This window comes from Shewanella sp. 0m-6, from assembly GCF_052977325.1.
This window is the reverse complement of sequence record NZ_JBRIMD010000010.1, coordinates 1-16,414: the sequence shown is the minus strand read 5'-3', so window position 1 is coordinate 16,414 and position 16,414 is coordinate 1. Positions and strand designations below refer to the sequence as shown.

The window sequence follows — 16,414 nt, the reverse complement described above, 5'->3', positions numbered from 1 at the left end:
GGCATAGTTTGTAGGCTGAAGTGTGACTTCGGCTTGAACTTATTTTGGATTGACCATTATTAATTGGATGAGGTTTATGGAGCTGCGGCATATAAAACATTTTGTGGCGTTGGCTGAATGCAAGAGCTTCAGTGTTGCAGCTGATAAGCTAGCCATAACTCAGCCATCATTGACACGCAGTATCCAGAAGATGGAGCAGAACCTTGGGGTGCAGCTGTTTACTCGAGACTCAAGGCATGTAAAGTTGACCTTTCATGGGGACTTGGTGCTAAAGCATAGCGATAAGATTTTAAATGGCGTCCATCTGCTCGAGTCTGATATAAAAATTAATAGTGGTAAATCAACAGGTAAATTGGTTGTTGGTGGTGGGACTCTTGCTTCAAGTAATATATTGAGTGAGATCCTCAGCGAGTTCTCAAGGTTCTCACCATCGATAAGTGTCGAGCTGCGTACCCGAGATGTGAGTGAACTTAATGACTTACTCTCAAGGGGGGAGCTGGATTTGTTTGTTGCTGAAACGAAAGTCACTGGTTTCGATAAGCGAGAAGACTTAAACATTATTAATTATTGTAGCTCTGTGGGGGTCTTTTGCTGTCGGCCCGACCATCCACTGGTGAGAGAGCAAAATTTATATACTCCCAGATTAAAAGACTTTCCTATCGCGTTGCCTAGAGCAACAACTCACGAGCTTGAAAGTTTGTTTGGCGACCTATTTGATAGCAGTCGACATGCATTTTCTGGCTTAGTAAGGTTCGAGCTTTTCCACTCAATAAGGCAATTGCTATATAACAGCGACATGATTAGTTTATTACCAAAAGTGATTATTGACGAAGAGTTAAGTGCTGGACGTTTGGTGTTATTAAACGTGAAAGACATGCCTTACATCAGTGTGGATTATGGTGCTGTGTATTTAAAATCTCGCGGGTTAACTCCAGCTGCAAAGGAATTTATTTCATTTATAGGAACCGCTGGAAGCTAGGGCGTTAAGCTCTTGAAGTGCATTAATTATCGCTAAAAATATAGGCTGTAAGTCATGACGCTTTACAGCCTGTATTTTGCCAGCCTATAAGAAGCAAGAGGCTGTATCAATGGTGGGGCTTACCGCTATTACTTCAGTAATTCAATTTTGCCACTAATCGTCGACACGCCGAGATCTGCACGGCCATCACCCGTTTGGAATTTTAGGTAGGATTGCGGCGAATACTTTTCTTTAGTGATCTTGTCGTCAGTTAATTTGTTGCTGATCTTGCCGCCGGGGCCGCCGTTGATATCGAAACTGATATTGGTGGTATCTAGGAGTGTAATACTCATATCACCACTGACGCTGCCAAGTTTAGCTCGACGGGTTAACGCTGTCAGCGATAAGTCTACATCGCCGCTAACGGTTTTGACATTCAATGAGTCGATATTACCCAGGGCTAAAGTGGCATCACCTGAGACCGTTTCTACTGAAACCTTGCTGGCCTTGGTGTCTGCGCTGAGCTCACCACTGACGAGTTGATAGTCTAGTGAGCCACTACTTTGGCTATCTTTGATATCTCCTGATACGGTTTTAAGCTGAGTCTCCCCCGTTAAATTACGTGTAAAAATATCGCCGGATATGGTTTGTAGCAGACTTTTTTCATGTAAGTCGTTAGCCTTGATATTGCCGCTGACAGAGCTTACCTCAAGCTTGCCAACTAAGGCATTTAGCGTGTAGTTCGCCGAGACGCTTTCGGCCTCAAGCACAAGTTGCTTTGGTAGTGTGATAACTAAATCAGAGCCGTCTTTATTCTTACCATTATATTGGCGCGGCATCTTATCTTCGATCGTGACACTATTACCTTTGATTGAGAATATGAAGCCTTCACTGAGTTCGTCTAAAGTGCCTTTTATTGAGATTTCATTTTTATCCCAAGACTTAAATGTGACGCTACCACGCTGTACTTTCACTTTTACAGCAGGATTTGCTTGAACAGCTTGTTGCTGTTCAATAGCTTCTCCTGCGATAGTCATATTCGTAAATAAAACAGCGCTAGCCATTAGCGTAGTGATGAGTGTTGGTTTCATATTAATGCTCCTTGAGGTAATGGGTTAACGGGTAGCGTTTGACCTTGCTGTAATAGCTCAATCTCTTTGTGTTGAGTCCACAGCCATAGCTGCCACAGTTCCTTATCATTAGGGGATTTTTGTAGTGTTTGGTAGATCTGTTCGGCTGCCTTTCTGAGCTGCTCTATGCCTTTATCTAGGGGGACGCCTAGCTCGGTTCCTTGCCAGTTAACTAGGTGCGGTTGCTGACTAAGCTGCTGCACTTGAAGCTGATGCTGCATCTGGATCTCGGCTAAGGTAAGCTGCAATGGTGAATCACTTGGCGAGGGCAGGCTATTTTGCTGCCAAACATTCATCCCCAACAGGCCTGTGAGTAGCACTATGCAGGCAATCGCGAGGCGTTGCCATTGCTCGCTTTGCTTAATGTGAGGCTGAGCCTGCTGAAAATCGGGTTTATCGAGTTGCTTTTCAATATCGCTCCAAAGGTCTCTTTGAGGGGCGAGTTCTTGAGGAGCCAGTTTGACTAATTGTGTGAGTGTTGTTTTAACGTTATTCATTGCGGCCTCCTTTCTCTAGCGGGTTTGGGTCTATAAGCAATTCAAGTAAATGTCGAGCCCTGTGGTATTGCGCCTTGCTTGTACCTGCTGCAATACCCATTAGTTGGCCAACTTCTTCGTGCTTATAGCCTTCTAAGGCATGTAATACAAAAACGATCCGCGCTCGCTCTGGCAATTTGAGTAATAGTTTATCTAGGTCTTCATATTCATCACTGATGCTCTGCACATCGGTGTCACTACTGACAAATCGCGACCAAAATGAGCGATGTTTCTTAAGGCTAGATAGAGCCTGATTGACGCTGAGCGTGTGCAGCCAAGTTGTAAACTGACTTTCACCGCGAAACTGAGGCAGCTTTTGCCATAGTTTGACGAAACAATCCTGGGTGGCTTCCTCTGCTAACGACACTTGACCCGTGATCCTTAAGCAAAGTGCGTATACTCGCTGGTGGTGCAGTTGATAGAGCTGCTTAAAAGCGGACTTATCACCTAACTTTGCTTTATCTATAAGTTCAGATTCTAGAAGCGGCCTTGACGCCATGACCTGTATTTGTACCGTCACTCAACTTTCCTTGTGCGCTTACGTTACTAATAAGACATAGCCAACAGATAAAAAGGTTTAAATGCAATAGAAATTATTTTTTGCTGGTCGAGATGCAAAGATAAATCTTGTTTGTTATGGCTTGAGGCTAGCTATTTTTATGGATATAGCGGCTGGATTTAGCAAAAAAAGAGAAGCCAAGTATGCTTCTCTCAATATAGATAAACAGATAAACCGACATTGTGACGCGAGCTCAGCTTTTTTGAAGGCTAACTTAGATTTGAGAATGCTAACTTAGCACTTGGGACTGCGAGCTTTGATTTTAGAGTGCTAGCCTAGCTTAGTTTTGAGAAAACGAGCTGTGCGCCAACAAGATCTGCCAGTGCAGTACCTACGGTCTTAAACACCGTGATTTCTTCATTGCTAGTACGGCCTTTAACTTCTGCTGTGCAAAGCTGACCTAATTCGCCTTTTACATCGTCAAGGGAAAACACACCTTCTGCCACTGGGATCTGTAACTCTCCAGCCTCAGCAAATACATTGATTTTGGAATCAACAAACACCGACGATTTAGTGATTAATTGGGTATCACATTCGCGTCTATCGTGGTTGTGGTTACCGACAAAGTCAGTGTGTGTGCCAGATTGAACCCAATCACCGTTAAACAGTGGTGCTGGACTGCCGGTAGCACAGCTAATGACATCGGCCTCGCGTACACTTTTCTCTAAGTTAGAGCATAGAATGACTTCAATATCTTGGCGTTTGTTGCGGATAAGCTCAACCGTTTTGCGAGCCTTTTCTTCGCTGCGCCCCCAAATGGTAATTTGAGTGATCGGGCGCACGCTGGCATGAGCCAGTGCCATAAAAGAGGCTAAATTGCCTGTACCGCAAACCAGTAGTTTGCTGGAGTCTTCACGAGACAGGTATCGGCTACCTAGTGCAGAGATTGCAGCGGTGCGCCAATAGGTGACGCTAGTGCCGTCTACTAATGCTTGAGGCTCACCGGTCTCTCGACTAAAGACCAATATTTTAGAGTAGAGACTAGCCAGTTTAGGGTCTTTTTGTGGGTTACCAGGAAAGTAAGTAAACGCTTTTACAGCGATAGCTTTGTCATTCCATGAAGGTAAGACTGCAAAAGCGTCACTATGGCTGGCTGACTCATCTAAGCTGAAAACTTGACGTTGCGGCATACCTGCTGGGCGAGAAAATGTCTCATCTAGGGCATTGATTAAATCTGGGAAATTAAGGGATTGATGAACTGACTCTGCATTGATGACTAACATGAAAATCTCCATTTAAGTATATTTTATACTATTTGTAGGCTTTGCCTGAGTCAATGAACTTTTATGAGCTGAATTATATTTCAACTTAATAATTATATTGTTAGATATTATTTGCTGTTTTTAGGTGTTTTTGTAGCTAAATGTCCTACCTAATCAGCCGATAAAATAAAAGACAGCCTTAGGTAACTGCTATTTGATGTTTTCTAAGGGACTTAAGCTAATAAAAAAGAGATGTAACATGCTAATTCGATATAAATTAATGTTAAGTGCAGGCGTGTCTATCACTGCATTAGCGGCCATGTTTGGCCTTCAAGTTTATTTTAGCCAAGTGCAAACGGAATTAGCACAAGCTTCGCAGGATATTTCGGGGCTTAAAAATGAGATGTTAACACTACGCAAAGATGAAAAGGATTTTCTAGCAAGAAAGGATCTTAAGTACGTTGATCAGCATAAATCTGATAATCGTGATGCTCAAGCAACAGTGGTTAAGTTGACTAGTGTATTTGAAAAATACGCTATACCCGCTGCAAGTTTAACCCTTTTTAGCCAAGAACTTGCCCGTTATGAATCTGCCTTTAGCAATGTTGTGAGTCTCAATAAGCAGATAGGCTTAACGCCAAAAACAGGTTTATACGGCACGTTGCGAGGCGCTGTGCATCAGGTTGAAGGTTTAGTTGAGCAATATAATGAGCCTGAACTGATGGTGCAGATGCTGCAACTTAGGCGAGCCGAGAAAGATTTTATGCTAAGGCGTAGCGAAAGTTATGTGGGTAAATTTGATGATAACCTGCAGCAATTCCTCAATACTCTGAGCTTAGCCCAGCTTGATGAGCAAGCGAAGCAAAAGATAGCCCGCTATATCCAACAATATAGCACAGACTTCAATACGTTAGTGCAAAAAGAGCAGCAACTCGGTCTGACCATTTCTGAAGGTGAGCGTGGACAATTGCGCCAAGCTGTCGCCAATACCGATAGGGCGCTCAATCAGCTCGAATCTTTGGCGATGGATGTGATTAGCGATAAAAAAAGCTCGGCATTTATTGTCGGACTTTCAATTGCGGTGCTGATTGCTGTGGCTCTGGCATTTGCGACCTTGATGATTATTCGCAGTATTATTGAGCCAGTTAAGCGCATTACTGAGGTGATCACTTATATCGAAGAAAATAAAGACTTATCTATGCGCTGCGATGCGAGCAGTGACGATGAGCTTGGTCAAATCGCTAGGCACTTTAACAGTATGGTAGAAAGCTTCCAGCAGCTTATCCATCAAGTGACTCAGTCTGTTGATACTATGAATGACTCTTGCCAAGATTTAGCAAGCAATGTGGCGCGCGCTTCACAAGGTGCTGAGAACCAACTGAATGAAACCGATATGGTCGCAACGGCGATTACTGAGATGGGAGCCACCATTGATGAGATTGCTAAAAACACTGAACTTGCTGCTAATAAAGCCAGTATGACTCACGACAATGCTCAAACAGGGCAGGTTGGTGTGCAACACACAATCGAAAAGATAGAGTTATTGGCGCAGCAGATCAACGAGTCGACTGATGTGGTGACAGATCTTGAAAAAGACAGCGCAACTATCGGTAGCGTACTTGATGTCATTCGCGGCATTGCCGATCAAACCAATTTACTAGCATTAAACGCCGCGATTGAAGCTGCAAGAGCCGGTGAACAAGGACGTGGTTTTGCCGTGGTTGCCGATGAAGTGCGCAGTCTTGCTATGCGTACACAAGAATCAACAGAAGAGATCGCCGCGATCATACAAACCTTGCAGTCCCGCACTCACTCTATTGTGAGCTTGATGCACGCGAGTTGTGAGCAGGGCAATGCAAGCGCTGAACAAGCGGCCTCAGCTGGTAGTTTATTACAGCAAATCAACAGCGACGTAACCAATATCATGGATATGAGCACACAAATTGCGGCGGCAATTGAAGAGCAAAGCATGGTGGCTGCAGAGGTTAATCAAAATGTGGTGGTGATCCGCGATATCGCTCAGGAAACGGCAGAGGTGGCAACGCAAAACGCGAGTGCGACGGATGAGGTGCGTGAGCGTGCCGCGTATCTACGAGATGCGGTGAGTAAGTTCAAGGTATAAGGCTATGGCTTGAACATGATGATAGTAAGCCTCTAGTAACTCATCTAATTACTAGGCGTTTACTTTCATCGGTCTTGAATTTTAGGCATAAAAAAACCTCGCGATGCGAGGTTTTAATGTAGCGATAATAGGTCTTAATATGCCTTGTCGCTGGTCTAGCTATTGTTGTTGCAACACCTAAACTAAATATTGGTGCCCGAACCCGGAATCGAACCAGGGACACGAGGATTTTCAATCCTCTGCTCTACCGACTGAGCTATTCGGGCAACGGGCGCTATTAAAAGGCTTTTACCGTTTTTAGTCAACCCATTTTTGAAAATAAGTGATTTTTATTGCTTGCCCGTTGAATAATTCGGCACTTAGCTTTAGAAGTAAGCAATAATCGTAAATGAATGGTTTATTGCTTAAATTGCTTAATAAGTTTGATGAAAATAGCTTTGCTGGTTTGAGTGAGCATACAAGGAAGTGACGCTTTTGAGATGCACACGACTTACAGCTATATAGAGGGAGAGTTTGATTGGGTTATCAAACGCAGATCATCTGGAATATTCAGCGACATCCAATCGTCATGTTTATCGCGATGGCGGTTTTATTGCTTCTTTCTGTGTTGGGGGCTAATCGCCTCAATCTCGATATGGATTTTAATGACTACTTCGCGCCGTCAGATCCGCGATTTGTGGCATTCAATAACATGATGGCTAAATTTGAACGTCATGATCAACTTTGGCTGTTGTTAGAAACGCCGCAAGATTGGCGAGATAAAAAGCCACAGGCGCAATTAGCTTTGTTTCTGGATAAGCTTGATGCCAACCAAGATATCGCCAGTATCCAAGGCTATAACCAGTTTATTGATGGCACAGCCAAACAGGATAAAATTTTAGCTTATAAAGCTCACCCTCGGCTGTCCTCTGTGCTGTCTACTGATGGTCACGCGCTACTGTTAAAGTTGCAATTAACTAGTCTCAGAGCGCCTGAGTTCACTACACAGAGTTTGTGGTTAGACGATGTACTGCAAAGAGTCACTAACGATAGTCGCCATTATTGGCAACCCTTAGGGGTTAACTTTTATCTTAATGGTACTCACGCACTTAACTGGCAATATGCTCAAGTATTAAGTCATGATTTGAGCTGGTTTGCCCCAGCCTTGTTAGGCATTATCTTGTTGATGGCGGTGCTGTTTATACAGCAAAAGTCGTGGATTTTTGCGCTTATTGTTAATACTGGGGTCACATTAATATTAACCGTGGGGTTAGCGGCTTGGTTAAAACTGACGCTTGCGGCGATTACCGCTTTTGTGCCAGTGATTATAGTGACACTCGCTTTAGCTTATGCATCTCATTTGTACTTTGGTTGGCAAACCCAGATGAGACTAGGAAAAACAAATCAGCAGGCTTTACGTTATACGGTTGAGGTTAATCAAGCGCCACTGTTTTACTCTAGCATGACGACCATCTTTGGCTTTAGCTTATTACTACTGAGCCCATCACCGCCAATCCAAAGTTTTGGCTTACTGGTTGGGTTTGCTGTGCTGTGTAATTATATTCTCAGTCTAACAAGTCTGATTTTTTTCGCTAAATATGCGGGCGCACCCAAAAGCAAACTGCTTAATTTCAATAAGGTGCTGGTGTTAGCGAAGCTCAACACTAAACAGCCGCTAGCGGTGATGCTCGGTATCGTCATTTTGAGTGCAATGGCTCTTGTTAGCGTATCGAAGCTGAGCTTAAATGATGATCCCTTAAGTTACTTTGAGCCAAGCACCCCTTTTATTGTTTCAAGTCAGAAAATGGCGCAATACTTTTCGGGGATAAATCTGCAGCATTATGTTGTCAGTGGCGTAGAGCGAAAACAGATAAATAAGACTGAGATCAGCTTTATCTATAAATTCAGCCGTTTTTTAAAACTGCAGCCACAAGTGATTAAGGTGCAGCATATCGGTGACTGGATAAAAAGTGCTGGGCTAGGGCAGAGTCAGTTTAAGCAGATCTTGGCCAGAAATAGCGTGGCACAACTGGGCTTGGTAAGTGAGTTGTCGGTTGATAAACAATCGAGCTTAATGACGCTATATTTACAACCTATGACAGCCATGGAGCTTATTGCTTTTGAGCAACGGGTCGATACCTGGTTAGCCGAAAATGCAATCGGTGTTGGTGTCAGTCCACCACTTGGGAGTAATTTGTTGTTTGCTCATCTTAGTGTCGATAATGCCAATAGTATGCTTGTCTCTTTTGCTGTCGCTTTAATTGGCTTGGCGATATTATTGAGTGTATTAAAGCGATCGTTAATTTTTGGTTTTATGGGCTTACTGCTTAACTTTTTACCTTTGTTGTGGGTATTTGCCCTATGGCAAATGAATGGTGGTTTTATCAGTTTAGGTACCGCATTGGTATTAGGAATGATGCTTGGGATCATCGTTGATGACACCTTACATTTGATGCTAAAGCTGCCTGATAGGGGAGAGATCACCACTGTTTCTATATGGGATAGTTTATCTAAGGTCTTGCCTGTTATTAGTTTTACCACCTTGACCATTACGCTCGGCTTTTCAATCGGCCTATTATCAGACTTTACGCCTATCTCTCAGTTAAGCTTGCTGTCTTGTCTCGTGGTGCTCTTTGCCTGGGGTTTTGACGTATTAATGTTACCGGTACTTTATCGGCGCTGGCTATTGAGAAAAGCTGAACACTAGTTGCTTGAAATGACAAATTTTCGTTACGGGGCTTTATTTTTCGGTACTAGTCAAATTTTGAACAAAAAAATAAGACCTCAAAAAGAGGTCTTATTTATCGTCAAATATGCATGTTCAACTGGTTTAGTTAGTGACTAACTTATTGTTAGGGAAATTAGCCTTCATCACCATGAGTGCATGATCTTTAAGCTTTTCTTGTCCAAGTTCACCATAGGCAGTAGACATGATTTCTAATGCTTTTTCAGCTGATGGAGTACCTGGATAAGTCTCCAAAACTGACTGTGCACGTACTGCAGCTGCACTCCATGCATTCATTTTTATGTAGTATTCAGCTACCTTGATCGAGTAAAGTGCCAGTCTATTTTTTAGATGCTGCATGCGTTTTTGTGCATCTGCTGCATACTTACTGTTTGGATATGACTTAATCAGTCTATCGAAATCTTTAAATGCATCTTGTGCGGCTTTAGGGTCGCGGTCAGAACGGTCGATATTTAGCATATCGTGAAACATGTATCGATCAGACTGCATATTGACTAGGCCACGCATGTAGTAAACATAATCAATATCTTTATGTGTTGGGTTTAAGCGAATAAAGCGATCGATATTCGCAATGCCTGACGCTGGATCGTCAAGTTTGTAATAAGCATAAATGAGGTCAAGCTGTACTTGAGTCTTGTGTGGACCGAATGGAAAACGCGAATCCAAGGCTTCTAGAGAACGCACAGCTTTGCTGTAATTACCTAGTTCCATCGAGGTTCTTGCTTGAGAATAAAGCATTTCCGGTGAACTTTTTGTCATCTGAGGGTCTTCGCCCTGTTTACTACTACAGGCCGTAGCTGCAAGCGTGATAAGGACTACAGCGACACTTTTGGCAATTTTATGCATACTTGAATTCGATTCTTTTAAAGTTATTGTTAAGAATTTTTCCATTTCACGATAAAATAGAAACAATCCGATTGTAACAGATAGTAAACATTTTTGGACCCAGAAAAGTGGGTACGGTTCATATGACACAAGAGATTAATCTAAAAAGCGAGATAACAGCAACACAAACCGGACAAAGATTAGACCAGACTTTGGCTGATTTGTTCCCTGACTACTCGCGTACACGTATCAAAGAATGGATTTTATCAGGTTCAGTCTTTATTGATGGCGAAGTTTCTGACAAGCCTAGAGTTAAAGTGCTAGAAGGTCAGGAAGTTACGGTTGCTGCCACGTTAGAAGAAGAAACGAAAGCTAAAGCTGAAGCTATTGATTTAGATATCATCTATGAAGATGACCATATTCTAGTTATCAATAAGCAGGCTGGCTTAGTGGTTCATCCTGGCGCAGGTAATCAAGATGGTACTTTAATGAATGCCCTGCTGCATCATTGCCCTGGTATCGAATTAGTGCCGCGTGCAGGTATTGTGCATCGTTTGGATAAAGACACCACAGGTTTGATGGTGGTGGCCAAAACGGTTGAAGCGCAAACACACTTGGTTTCTGCACTGCAGGCCCGTGAGATCACGCGTGAGTATGAAGCGATTGTGACAGGTACGATTATTGCCGGCGGCACTGTCGATGAACCAATCGATCGTCACCCGACTAAGCGTACCCATATGGCAGTTGTTCATAACGGTAAGCCTGCGATGACTCATTATCGCGTGGCGGAAAAGTTCAGAGCGCATACTCGCCTAAGATTACGTTTGGAATCTGGCCGTACGCACCAAATCCGTGTCCATATGGCACATATTGGTCATGTTTTGGTTGGTGATCCTGTTTACGCGGGTCGTCCACGTCCACCAAAAGGGGCTGCACCAGACTTTTTCGAGACTTACATGGGCTTTAAGCGTCAAGCACTGCACGCAGTTAGACTTGAGCTAGCACATCCATTTACTTGTGAAATCATGAGCTGGCAAGCACCTATCCCAGAAGATATGGTGAAGCTGACCAGAGCGTTACGTAAAGATACTGAAGAAAATCCTTTAGTTTATTCATGATAAGCAAAATAGAAAATCAAGCTTGGTTTATCCCATCTGGGGTGAGCCTGGCTTTTTCTACTAAAGAAGGTGGCGCTAGTTTGCCACCTTATGCCAGCCTGAACCTAGGGCTGCATGTTGGTGATGATCCTAACAAGGTCCTGGCCAATAGATCGCTCATTGTTGAGCAGCTAAATCTTCCCGCAAAGCCTGCCTGGCTAGAACAAACCCACAGTATTGACGTTGTCGATGCTGACAATACCCAAGTTCATCATGCCGATGCGAGTTATAGCGATAACACCGAGCAAGTTTGTGTTGTGATGACCGCCGATTGCTTACCGATATTATTGTGTGATGAGAATGGCACCGAAGTCGCCGCTGTTCATGCTGGCTGGCGCGGTTTGTGTGATGGAATTATTGAAGCTACTGTCGAAAAATTTAATCATCAACCTAATGAACTGGTTGCCTATTTAGGGCCTGCCATTGGGCCTACAGCTTTTGAAGTGGGCGCTGAAGTTAAAGCACAATTTGAAACTAAGCATCCGCAATCGAGTCAATTCTTTACTTGTCATATCAACCCGCAAGGGGAGCAAAAATATATGGCAGATATTCAAGGGTTAGCCAGCTTTAGGCTTTCACTCTTAGGTGTTGGGCGTATTTTTAAAGATCAACGCTGCACAGTTTCTGATGTAAAAAGCTTTTTCTCCTATCGTCGTGATGGCATTACGGGCCGCATGGCATCATTTATTTGGCTTAATCGCTAAATCAAACTTGATTTTGTTTAAATAGTCCCCATCTTTTAAGTAACAGATATTCTGCTCAATTGCGGAGTACCCCCTTTTTCTTGTGTGAATTTTAGTGCGAATGAATATGTACCATTGAATTGGAATGTATTAGTACGTCCAATTCAATGTCTCGAAGCAGAAACGCAATGTTCATTGCCTTTTATTTACCCAATTTTTATGAGTTATCGGAGGATTTATGCGACTCGATCGTATGACTAATAAATTCCAGATGGCGATCTCAGATGCTCAATCATTAGCACTCGGTCGAGATCATCAATTTATCGAACCATCACATTTGATGATGGCATTACTAAATCAAGATGGAGGGTCAATTCACCCTCTACTTACGCAAGCAGGGATCCAGGTGAGTACCCTGCGATCTTTATTGAGTAAGGATTTAGAGCAACGACCACAAGTTGAAGGCACTGGCGGCGACGTACAGTTATCGCAGGCATTAGTTCGTTTATTGAACCTTTGCGATAAATTGGCGCAGAAACGCAAAGACAAGTTTGTCTCTAGTGAGCTATTTGTATTAGCTGCGCTAGAGGGCAACGATGCGCTAGCGCAAGCCCTGAAACAATCTGGTGCGACAAAAGAGTTAATGGAAGCGACAATCACTCAGATCCGTAATGGCCAAAATGTCGATGATCCTAACGCTGAAGATCAACGTCAAGCATTGAAGAAATTCACTGTTGATTTAACAGAGCGTGCCGAGCAGGGAAAATTAGATCCTGTAATAGGGCGTGACGATGAAATTCGTCGTACCATCCAGGTGCTGCAACGTCGTAGTAAGAATAACCCGGTACTTATTGGTGAACCGGGCGTAGGTAAAACGGCGATTGTTGAAGGGCTTGCTCAGCGGATCATTAATAATGAGGTGCCTGAAGGCATCAAAAATAAGCGTGTATTATCACTCGATATGGGCGCATTAGTGGCGGGGGCTAAATACCGTGGTGAATTTGAGGAACGTTTAAAAGCGGTACTTAATGAGTTATCTCAAGAAGAAGGACAAGTGATCCTCTTTATTGATGAGCTGCACACTATGGTTGGCGCTGGTAAATCTGATGGTGCGATGGATGCGGGTAATATGCTCAAACCTGCATTGGCTCGTGGTGACTTACATTGTGTTGGTGCAACGACGTTAGATGAGTACAGGCAATATATTGAAAAAGATGCCGCACTTGAGCGCCGTTTCCAAAAAGTATTGGTAGATGAGCCGAGTGTTGAAGACACCATCGCTATTTTGCGTGGTTTAAAAGAACGTTATGAATTGCATCATCATGTCGAAATCACCGATCCGGCAATTGTTGCGGCGGCGAGTATGTCGCACCGTTACATTTCAGATCGTAAGCTACCCGATAAAGCAATCGATCTGATTGACGAGGCCGCATCAAGCATTCGTATTCAGATTGACTCTAAGCCCGAATCATTAGATAGGCTTGAACGTCGTGCTATTCAGTTAAAACTTGAAGAGCAAGCACTAAGTAAAGAAGCTGATGAGGCGAGTTTACGTCGTCTAGAAGTGCTACGTGCGGAGCTGAAAGAGGTTGAAGCGAAAGCGTCGGAGTTAAATGAAATTTGGCGTACTGAAAAAGCGGCATTAGCAGGAACTCAGCATATTAAGGCTGATCTTGAGCAAGCGCGAATGGACTTAGAGGTTGCAAGACGTGCGGGTGACTTAACTCGTATGTCTGAGCTGCAGTACGGACGTATTCCAGAACTCGAAAAGCAGTTGGACTTAGCGGCGCAAGCTGAAATGCAGGATATGACCTTGCTACGTAATAAGGTCACAGACGTTGAGATCGCCGAAGTGCTGTCAAAGGCGACCGGTATTCCAGTGTCTAAGATGCTTGAAGGTGAACGGGATAAGTTGCTTAAGATGGAAGATGCGCTACATGAGCGTGTGATTGGCCAAAATGAAGCGGTAAATTCAGTCGCGAATGCGATTCGTCGAAGCCGCGCCGGCCTTGCCGATCCCGATCGTCCAATTGGTTCATTCCTATTTTTAGGTCCAACCGGTGTGGGTAAAACAGAGCTATGTAAGTCATTAGCAAAGTTTTTATTCGATACTGAGTCAGCTTTGGTTCGAATCGACATGTCTGAGTTTATGGAGAAGCACTCAGTGTCGCGTTTAGTTGGTGCACCTCCTGGGTATGTGGGTTATGAAGAGGGTGGCTACTTAACAGAAGCCGTCAGACGCAAGCCATACTCAGTTATTTTGCTAGATGAGGTCGAAAAAGCGCACCCTGATGTATTTAATATTTTATTACAGGTATTAGATGATGGTCGTTTGACTGATGGACAAGGGCGCACGGTAGATTTTAGAAATACCGTAGTGATCATGACCTCAAACTTAGGTTCTGATCTGATCCAGATGGGCTTCGGTACGCAAACTTATGACGAAATGAAATCTGATGTTATGCAAGTTGTCATGCAAAACTTTAGACCAGAGTTTTTGAATCGAATTGATGAAGCGGTAGTGTTCCATCCATTAGATGAGCAAAATATTGCTCATATTGCATCGATTCAAATCGAAGGTCTAAAAAAACGTCTAGCAGATAAAGACTATGGGCTTGAGATGACCGATGAAGCCTTGGCCTTGATTGCCAGAGCAGGATTTGATCCCGTTTACGGTGCAAGACCGCTTAAGCGTGCCTTACAGCAAGAAGTGGAAAATCCACTGGCACAACAAATCCTCAGTGGAAAGCTATTGCCCGGTAAGGATATTAAGGTTTCAGTTGAAGGCGACGCATTAGTCTTTAAGCAGTAGTCGGATTAGTATTAGCGACTGTACTATCAATGGTAGCGTAAAAGGCTTCAACATAAGTTGAAGCCTTTTTTGTTTGAAAAACTTTCAACAAACCCTGTTAAGTTGTGATTGTTAATGTATATTTGAACTGTGAAGGCTGTTTTTTGAGCTAAACATATTTGTTTTCAATATCTAACTTAGCCGAATTGGTAATATTTGAGTAATACATAATACTCAGGGTTAATGTTGAACCATGCATTTTGAATTTTTTGTCTTTCGATATGGACACGGAGCTGAGCATTATGAAAAAACAATTAGCCGTTATTACATTAATTTCGTTAAGTGTGATTGGCTGTTCTTCAAATTCGATTAATGAAAAAGAGTCGGTGTCAGGGCCTTATATTGGTGAAGGAAATAAAGCGTATGAAAGTCTTTATCATTATGGGTATTACCGAGGCTGTAAAAATGCTTATGTTACTGAGCGCCAGCAGACCGAGCTCTATGACTCTATAAAGAAAGACAAAGCATTGGATGGCTTACAACAATTTGATGACGGTTGGACTGCAGGGCAAGAAGCTTGTGCTGATGGGATTCCACGCTCAATGTATAATCTACAAGCTAAAAAGTAGCTGTAGATACTGAAACTGAAAACAGACTCAATCGAGTCTGTTTTGGTTTAAACGGTACTACTTTGTACAAAAAAGCTTAACTCGTTCACGCTGCTCTGTAATCGAAGCCAGCCTTTGCTCTTCGGTCATCGCGATAACATCACCTGTTTCTTTGTTCTTTTTATTTAGCTTTGAATGAGTTGTTAGCACATTAAGACTGTGTTGAGCATTTTTACAGATTAACTTGGCTTGCTTTTGGTCTGCTTGGTTGATAGCGGCTGCTTTTCTCTCTATATCTGATGGTCCACTGCCTTGTGCTACTTTAACTAAAGGCGCAACCGTACCAATGTGTTTAGGTTTAATGTCTTCACTATATAGCTTATCTGTTTCAGTCGGTGATTGAGCTTGCTCAGGTGGCTGCTGACTATAATGGGTGACACCATTATCATCGACCCAAGTGTAAATGACACTGGCCTGCACGTTGGCACCTGATAAAGTAAGCGCAATGGAGGTGCCCGTAAGTACAATAGCCAAAGTTGAAGGAGTGAGTATAGAAAGAAGCGCTTTTGTTGTTCTAATCATTTTCTATCCCTAGTAAAAATGAACTAAGTTAAATACAGTCTGTAACAATGCAATATGCTAGCTTGAATATATAATTAATACCAACATATGTCTGAGGTCGTGTAGCTCCTAAAAGAATCACCAAAATTAGATGCTCTATCATGGTGGCTAGAGAAACTTAGCAAAACTGGCCTCTTAGCTGGTTATCGCTGCTACACATTGGTCTAACTTCGATACTAATTCGATACTAGTATTCGAGGTTAACATCCGAAACTAACCTTAGTTTGGCCTGAATTATCGACAAAGTGCGGGCTTTATACTCGTTTAGTTAAGTTGTTTCATTTTTATTGTACTTTTTATCAATAAGCCCCTTGCGCTACTCCGAGATATCCCTATAATGCGCATCCACTGACACGGCACAGCAGGCCAACTAGTACTAACGCTTGAGATTAGAAATAGTCGTAAACGCTAGATAGAATAGGACTTGCAGCGGTATCGGTTAGCTCTTTTTATAAAGGGTTAGAGTTAAAACTCTTAGGAGATTTGATTCAGGTGAC

At 43.0% G+C, this 16,414-nt stretch carries 13 protein-coding genes and 1 tRNA gene; 7 read left to right on the top strand and 7 right to left on the bottom strand.

All coding sequences use genetic code 11. The features are described from left to right. Window positions 1-76: 76 nt before the first annotated feature. Window positions 77-979 (top strand): LysR family transcriptional regulator, encoded by a 903-nt coding sequence (locus ACVBJC_RS09700; protein ID WP_447160757.1) that lies wholly within the window; start codon window positions 77-79, stop codon window positions 977-979. A gap of 128 nt (window positions 980-1,107) precedes the next feature. Here ACVBJC_RS09700 and ACVBJC_RS09695 read toward each other — a convergent pair whose 3' ends face one another. The 4 genes from ACVBJC_RS09695 to ACVBJC_RS09680 all read right to left on the bottom strand — a co-directional run bounded on the left by ACVBJC_RS09695 (window position 1,108) and on the right by ACVBJC_RS09680 (window position 4,406). Then, window positions 1,108-2,049, bottom strand: a complete 942-nt coding sequence (locus ACVBJC_RS09695; protein ID WP_447160758.1) for a DUF4097 family beta strand repeat-containing protein — start codon at window positions 2,047-2,049, stop codon at window positions 1,108-1,110. Next, entirely contained in the window at window positions 2,046-2,585 is a 540-nt protein-coding gene (locus ACVBJC_RS09690) for a hypothetical protein (RefSeq protein WP_447160759.1), read from the bottom strand. The genes ACVBJC_RS09695 and ACVBJC_RS09690 overlap by 4 nt, the downstream gene beginning before the upstream one ends. Further along, on the bottom strand, window positions 2,578-3,123 hold the full coding sequence (locus ACVBJC_RS09685; RefSeq protein ID WP_447160772.1) for an RNA polymerase sigma factor: 546 nt from the start codon (window positions 3,121-3,123) through the stop codon (window positions 2,578-2,580). The genes ACVBJC_RS09690 and ACVBJC_RS09685 overlap by 8 nt, the downstream gene beginning before the upstream one ends. A gap of 335 nt (window positions 3,124-3,458) precedes the next feature. Beyond that, the gene (locus ACVBJC_RS09680) at window positions 3,459-4,406 is read right to left on the bottom strand and encodes an ornithine cyclodeaminase family protein (RefSeq protein ID WP_447160760.1); all 948 of its coding nucleotides are present in this window, start codon (window positions 4,404-4,406) and stop codon (window positions 3,459-3,461) included. Window positions 4,407-4,644: 238 nt separating this feature from the next. On the opposite strand from ACVBJC_RS09680, the gene ACVBJC_RS09675 reads away from it, so the two are divergent. Further along, complete coding sequence (locus ACVBJC_RS09675; protein WP_447160761.1) at window positions 4,645-6,507, top strand: methyl-accepting chemotaxis protein; 1,863 nt, start codon at window positions 4,645-4,647, stop codon at window positions 6,505-6,507. Between the two features lie 190 nt (window positions 6,508-6,697). Here ACVBJC_RS09675 and ACVBJC_RS09670 read toward each other — a convergent pair. Next, window positions 6,698-6,773, bottom strand: a tRNA-Phe gene (locus ACVBJC_RS09670). Window positions 6,774-7,024: 251 nt separating this feature from the next. Between ACVBJC_RS09670 and ACVBJC_RS09665 the strand changes: the two genes are divergently transcribed. Further along, window positions 7,025-9,193, top strand: coding sequence for an efflux RND transporter permease subunit (locus tag ACVBJC_RS09665; protein WP_447160762.1), 2,169 nt, complete (start codon window positions 7,025-7,027; stop codon window positions 9,191-9,193). Between the two features lie 123 nt (window positions 9,194-9,316). Here ACVBJC_RS09665 and ACVBJC_RS09660 read toward each other — a convergent pair whose 3' ends face one another. Further along, window positions 9,317-10,078: an outer membrane protein assembly factor BamD gene (locus ACVBJC_RS09660; RefSeq protein ID WP_447160763.1), complete on the bottom strand. Its 762-nt coding sequence runs from the start codon at window positions 10,076-10,078 to the stop codon at window positions 9,317-9,319. A gap of 122 nt (window positions 10,079-10,200) precedes the next feature. On the opposite strand from ACVBJC_RS09660, the gene rluD reads away from it, so the two are divergent. The 4 genes from rluD (at window position 10,201) to ACVBJC_RS09640 (ending at window position 15,317) form a co-directional block, all read left to right on the top strand. After that, window positions 10,201-11,175 carry a 23S rRNA pseudouridine(1911/1915/1917) synthase RluD gene (rluD, locus tag ACVBJC_RS09655; RefSeq protein WP_447160764.1) on the top strand — a complete coding sequence of 325 codons (975 nt, stop codon included), beginning with the start codon at window positions 10,201-10,203 and terminating at the stop codon, window positions 11,173-11,175. Then, window positions 11,172-11,918, top strand: coding sequence for a peptidoglycan editing factor PgeF (gene pgeF / locus ACVBJC_RS09650; protein WP_447160765.1), 747 nt, complete (start codon window positions 11,172-11,174; stop codon window positions 11,916-11,918). Before rluD ends, pgeF begins: the two co-directional genes overlap by 4 nt. Before the next feature lie 217 nt (window positions 11,919-12,135). Next, window positions 12,136-14,709, top strand: a complete 2,574-nt coding sequence (gene clpB / locus ACVBJC_RS09645) for an ATP-dependent chaperone ClpB (protein WP_447160766.1) — start codon at window positions 12,136-12,138, stop codon at window positions 14,707-14,709. 281 nt (window positions 14,710-14,990) lie between these two features. After that, window positions 14,991-15,317 carry a hypothetical protein gene (locus ACVBJC_RS09640; RefSeq protein ID WP_447160767.1) on the top strand — a complete coding sequence of 109 codons (327 nt, stop codon included), beginning with the start codon at window positions 14,991-14,993 and terminating at the stop codon, window positions 15,315-15,317. A 57-nt stretch (window positions 15,318-15,374) separates the two neighbouring features. Here the strand turns inward: ACVBJC_RS09640 and ACVBJC_RS09635 are convergent, their stop codons facing one another. Further along, entirely contained in the window at window positions 15,375-15,878 is a 504-nt protein-coding gene (locus tag ACVBJC_RS09635; protein WP_447160768.1) for a DUF4124 domain-containing protein, read from the bottom strand. Between the last annotated feature and the right edge of the window lie 536 nt (window positions 15,879-16,414).

What these genes read in the sequence shown, in the direction of transcription:
- ACVBJC_RS09700 (WP_447160757.1), top strand. Translation starts at nt 77, where the DNA reads ATGGAGCTGCGGCATATAAAACATTTTGTGGCGTTGGCTGAATGCAAG.
- ACVBJC_RS09695 (WP_447160758.1), bottom strand. Translation starts at nt 2,049, where the DNA reads ATGAAACCAACACTCATCACTACGCTAATGGCTAGCGCTGTTTTATTT.
- ACVBJC_RS09690 (WP_447160759.1), bottom strand. Translation starts at nt 2,585, where the DNA reads ATGAATAACGTTAAAACAACACTCACACAATTAGTCAAACTGGCTCCT.
- ACVBJC_RS09685 (WP_447160772.1), bottom strand. Translation starts at nt 3,123, where the DNA reads ATGGCGTCAAGGCCGCTTCTAGAATCTGAACTTATAGATAAAGCAAAG.
- ACVBJC_RS09680 (WP_447160760.1), bottom strand. Translation starts at nt 4,406, where the DNA reads ATGTTAGTCATCAATGCAGAGTCAGTTCATCAATCCCTTAATTTCCCA.
- ACVBJC_RS09675 (WP_447160761.1), top strand. Translation starts at nt 4,645, where the DNA reads ATGCTAATTCGATATAAATTAATGTTAAGTGCAGGCGTGTCTATCACT.
- ACVBJC_RS09660 (WP_447160763.1), bottom strand. Translation starts at nt 10,078, where the DNA reads ATGCATAAAATTGCCAAAAGTGTCGCTGTAGTCCTTATCACGCTTGCA.
- rluD (WP_447160764.1), top strand. Translation starts at nt 10,201, where the DNA reads ATGACACAAGAGATTAATCTAAAAAGCGAGATAACAGCAACACAAACC.
- pgeF (WP_447160765.1), top strand. Translation starts at nt 11,172, where the DNA reads ATGATAAGCAAAATAGAAAATCAAGCTTGGTTTATCCCATCTGGGGTG.
- clpB (WP_447160766.1), top strand. Translation starts at nt 12,136, where the DNA reads ATGCGACTCGATCGTATGACTAATAAATTCCAGATGGCGATCTCAGAT.
- ACVBJC_RS09640 (WP_447160767.1), top strand. Translation starts at nt 14,991, where the DNA reads ATGAAAAAACAATTAGCCGTTATTACATTAATTTCGTTAAGTGTGATT.
- ACVBJC_RS09635 (WP_447160768.1), bottom strand. Translation starts at nt 15,878, where the DNA reads ATGATTAGAACAACAAAAGCGCTTCTTTCTATACTCACTCCTTCAACT.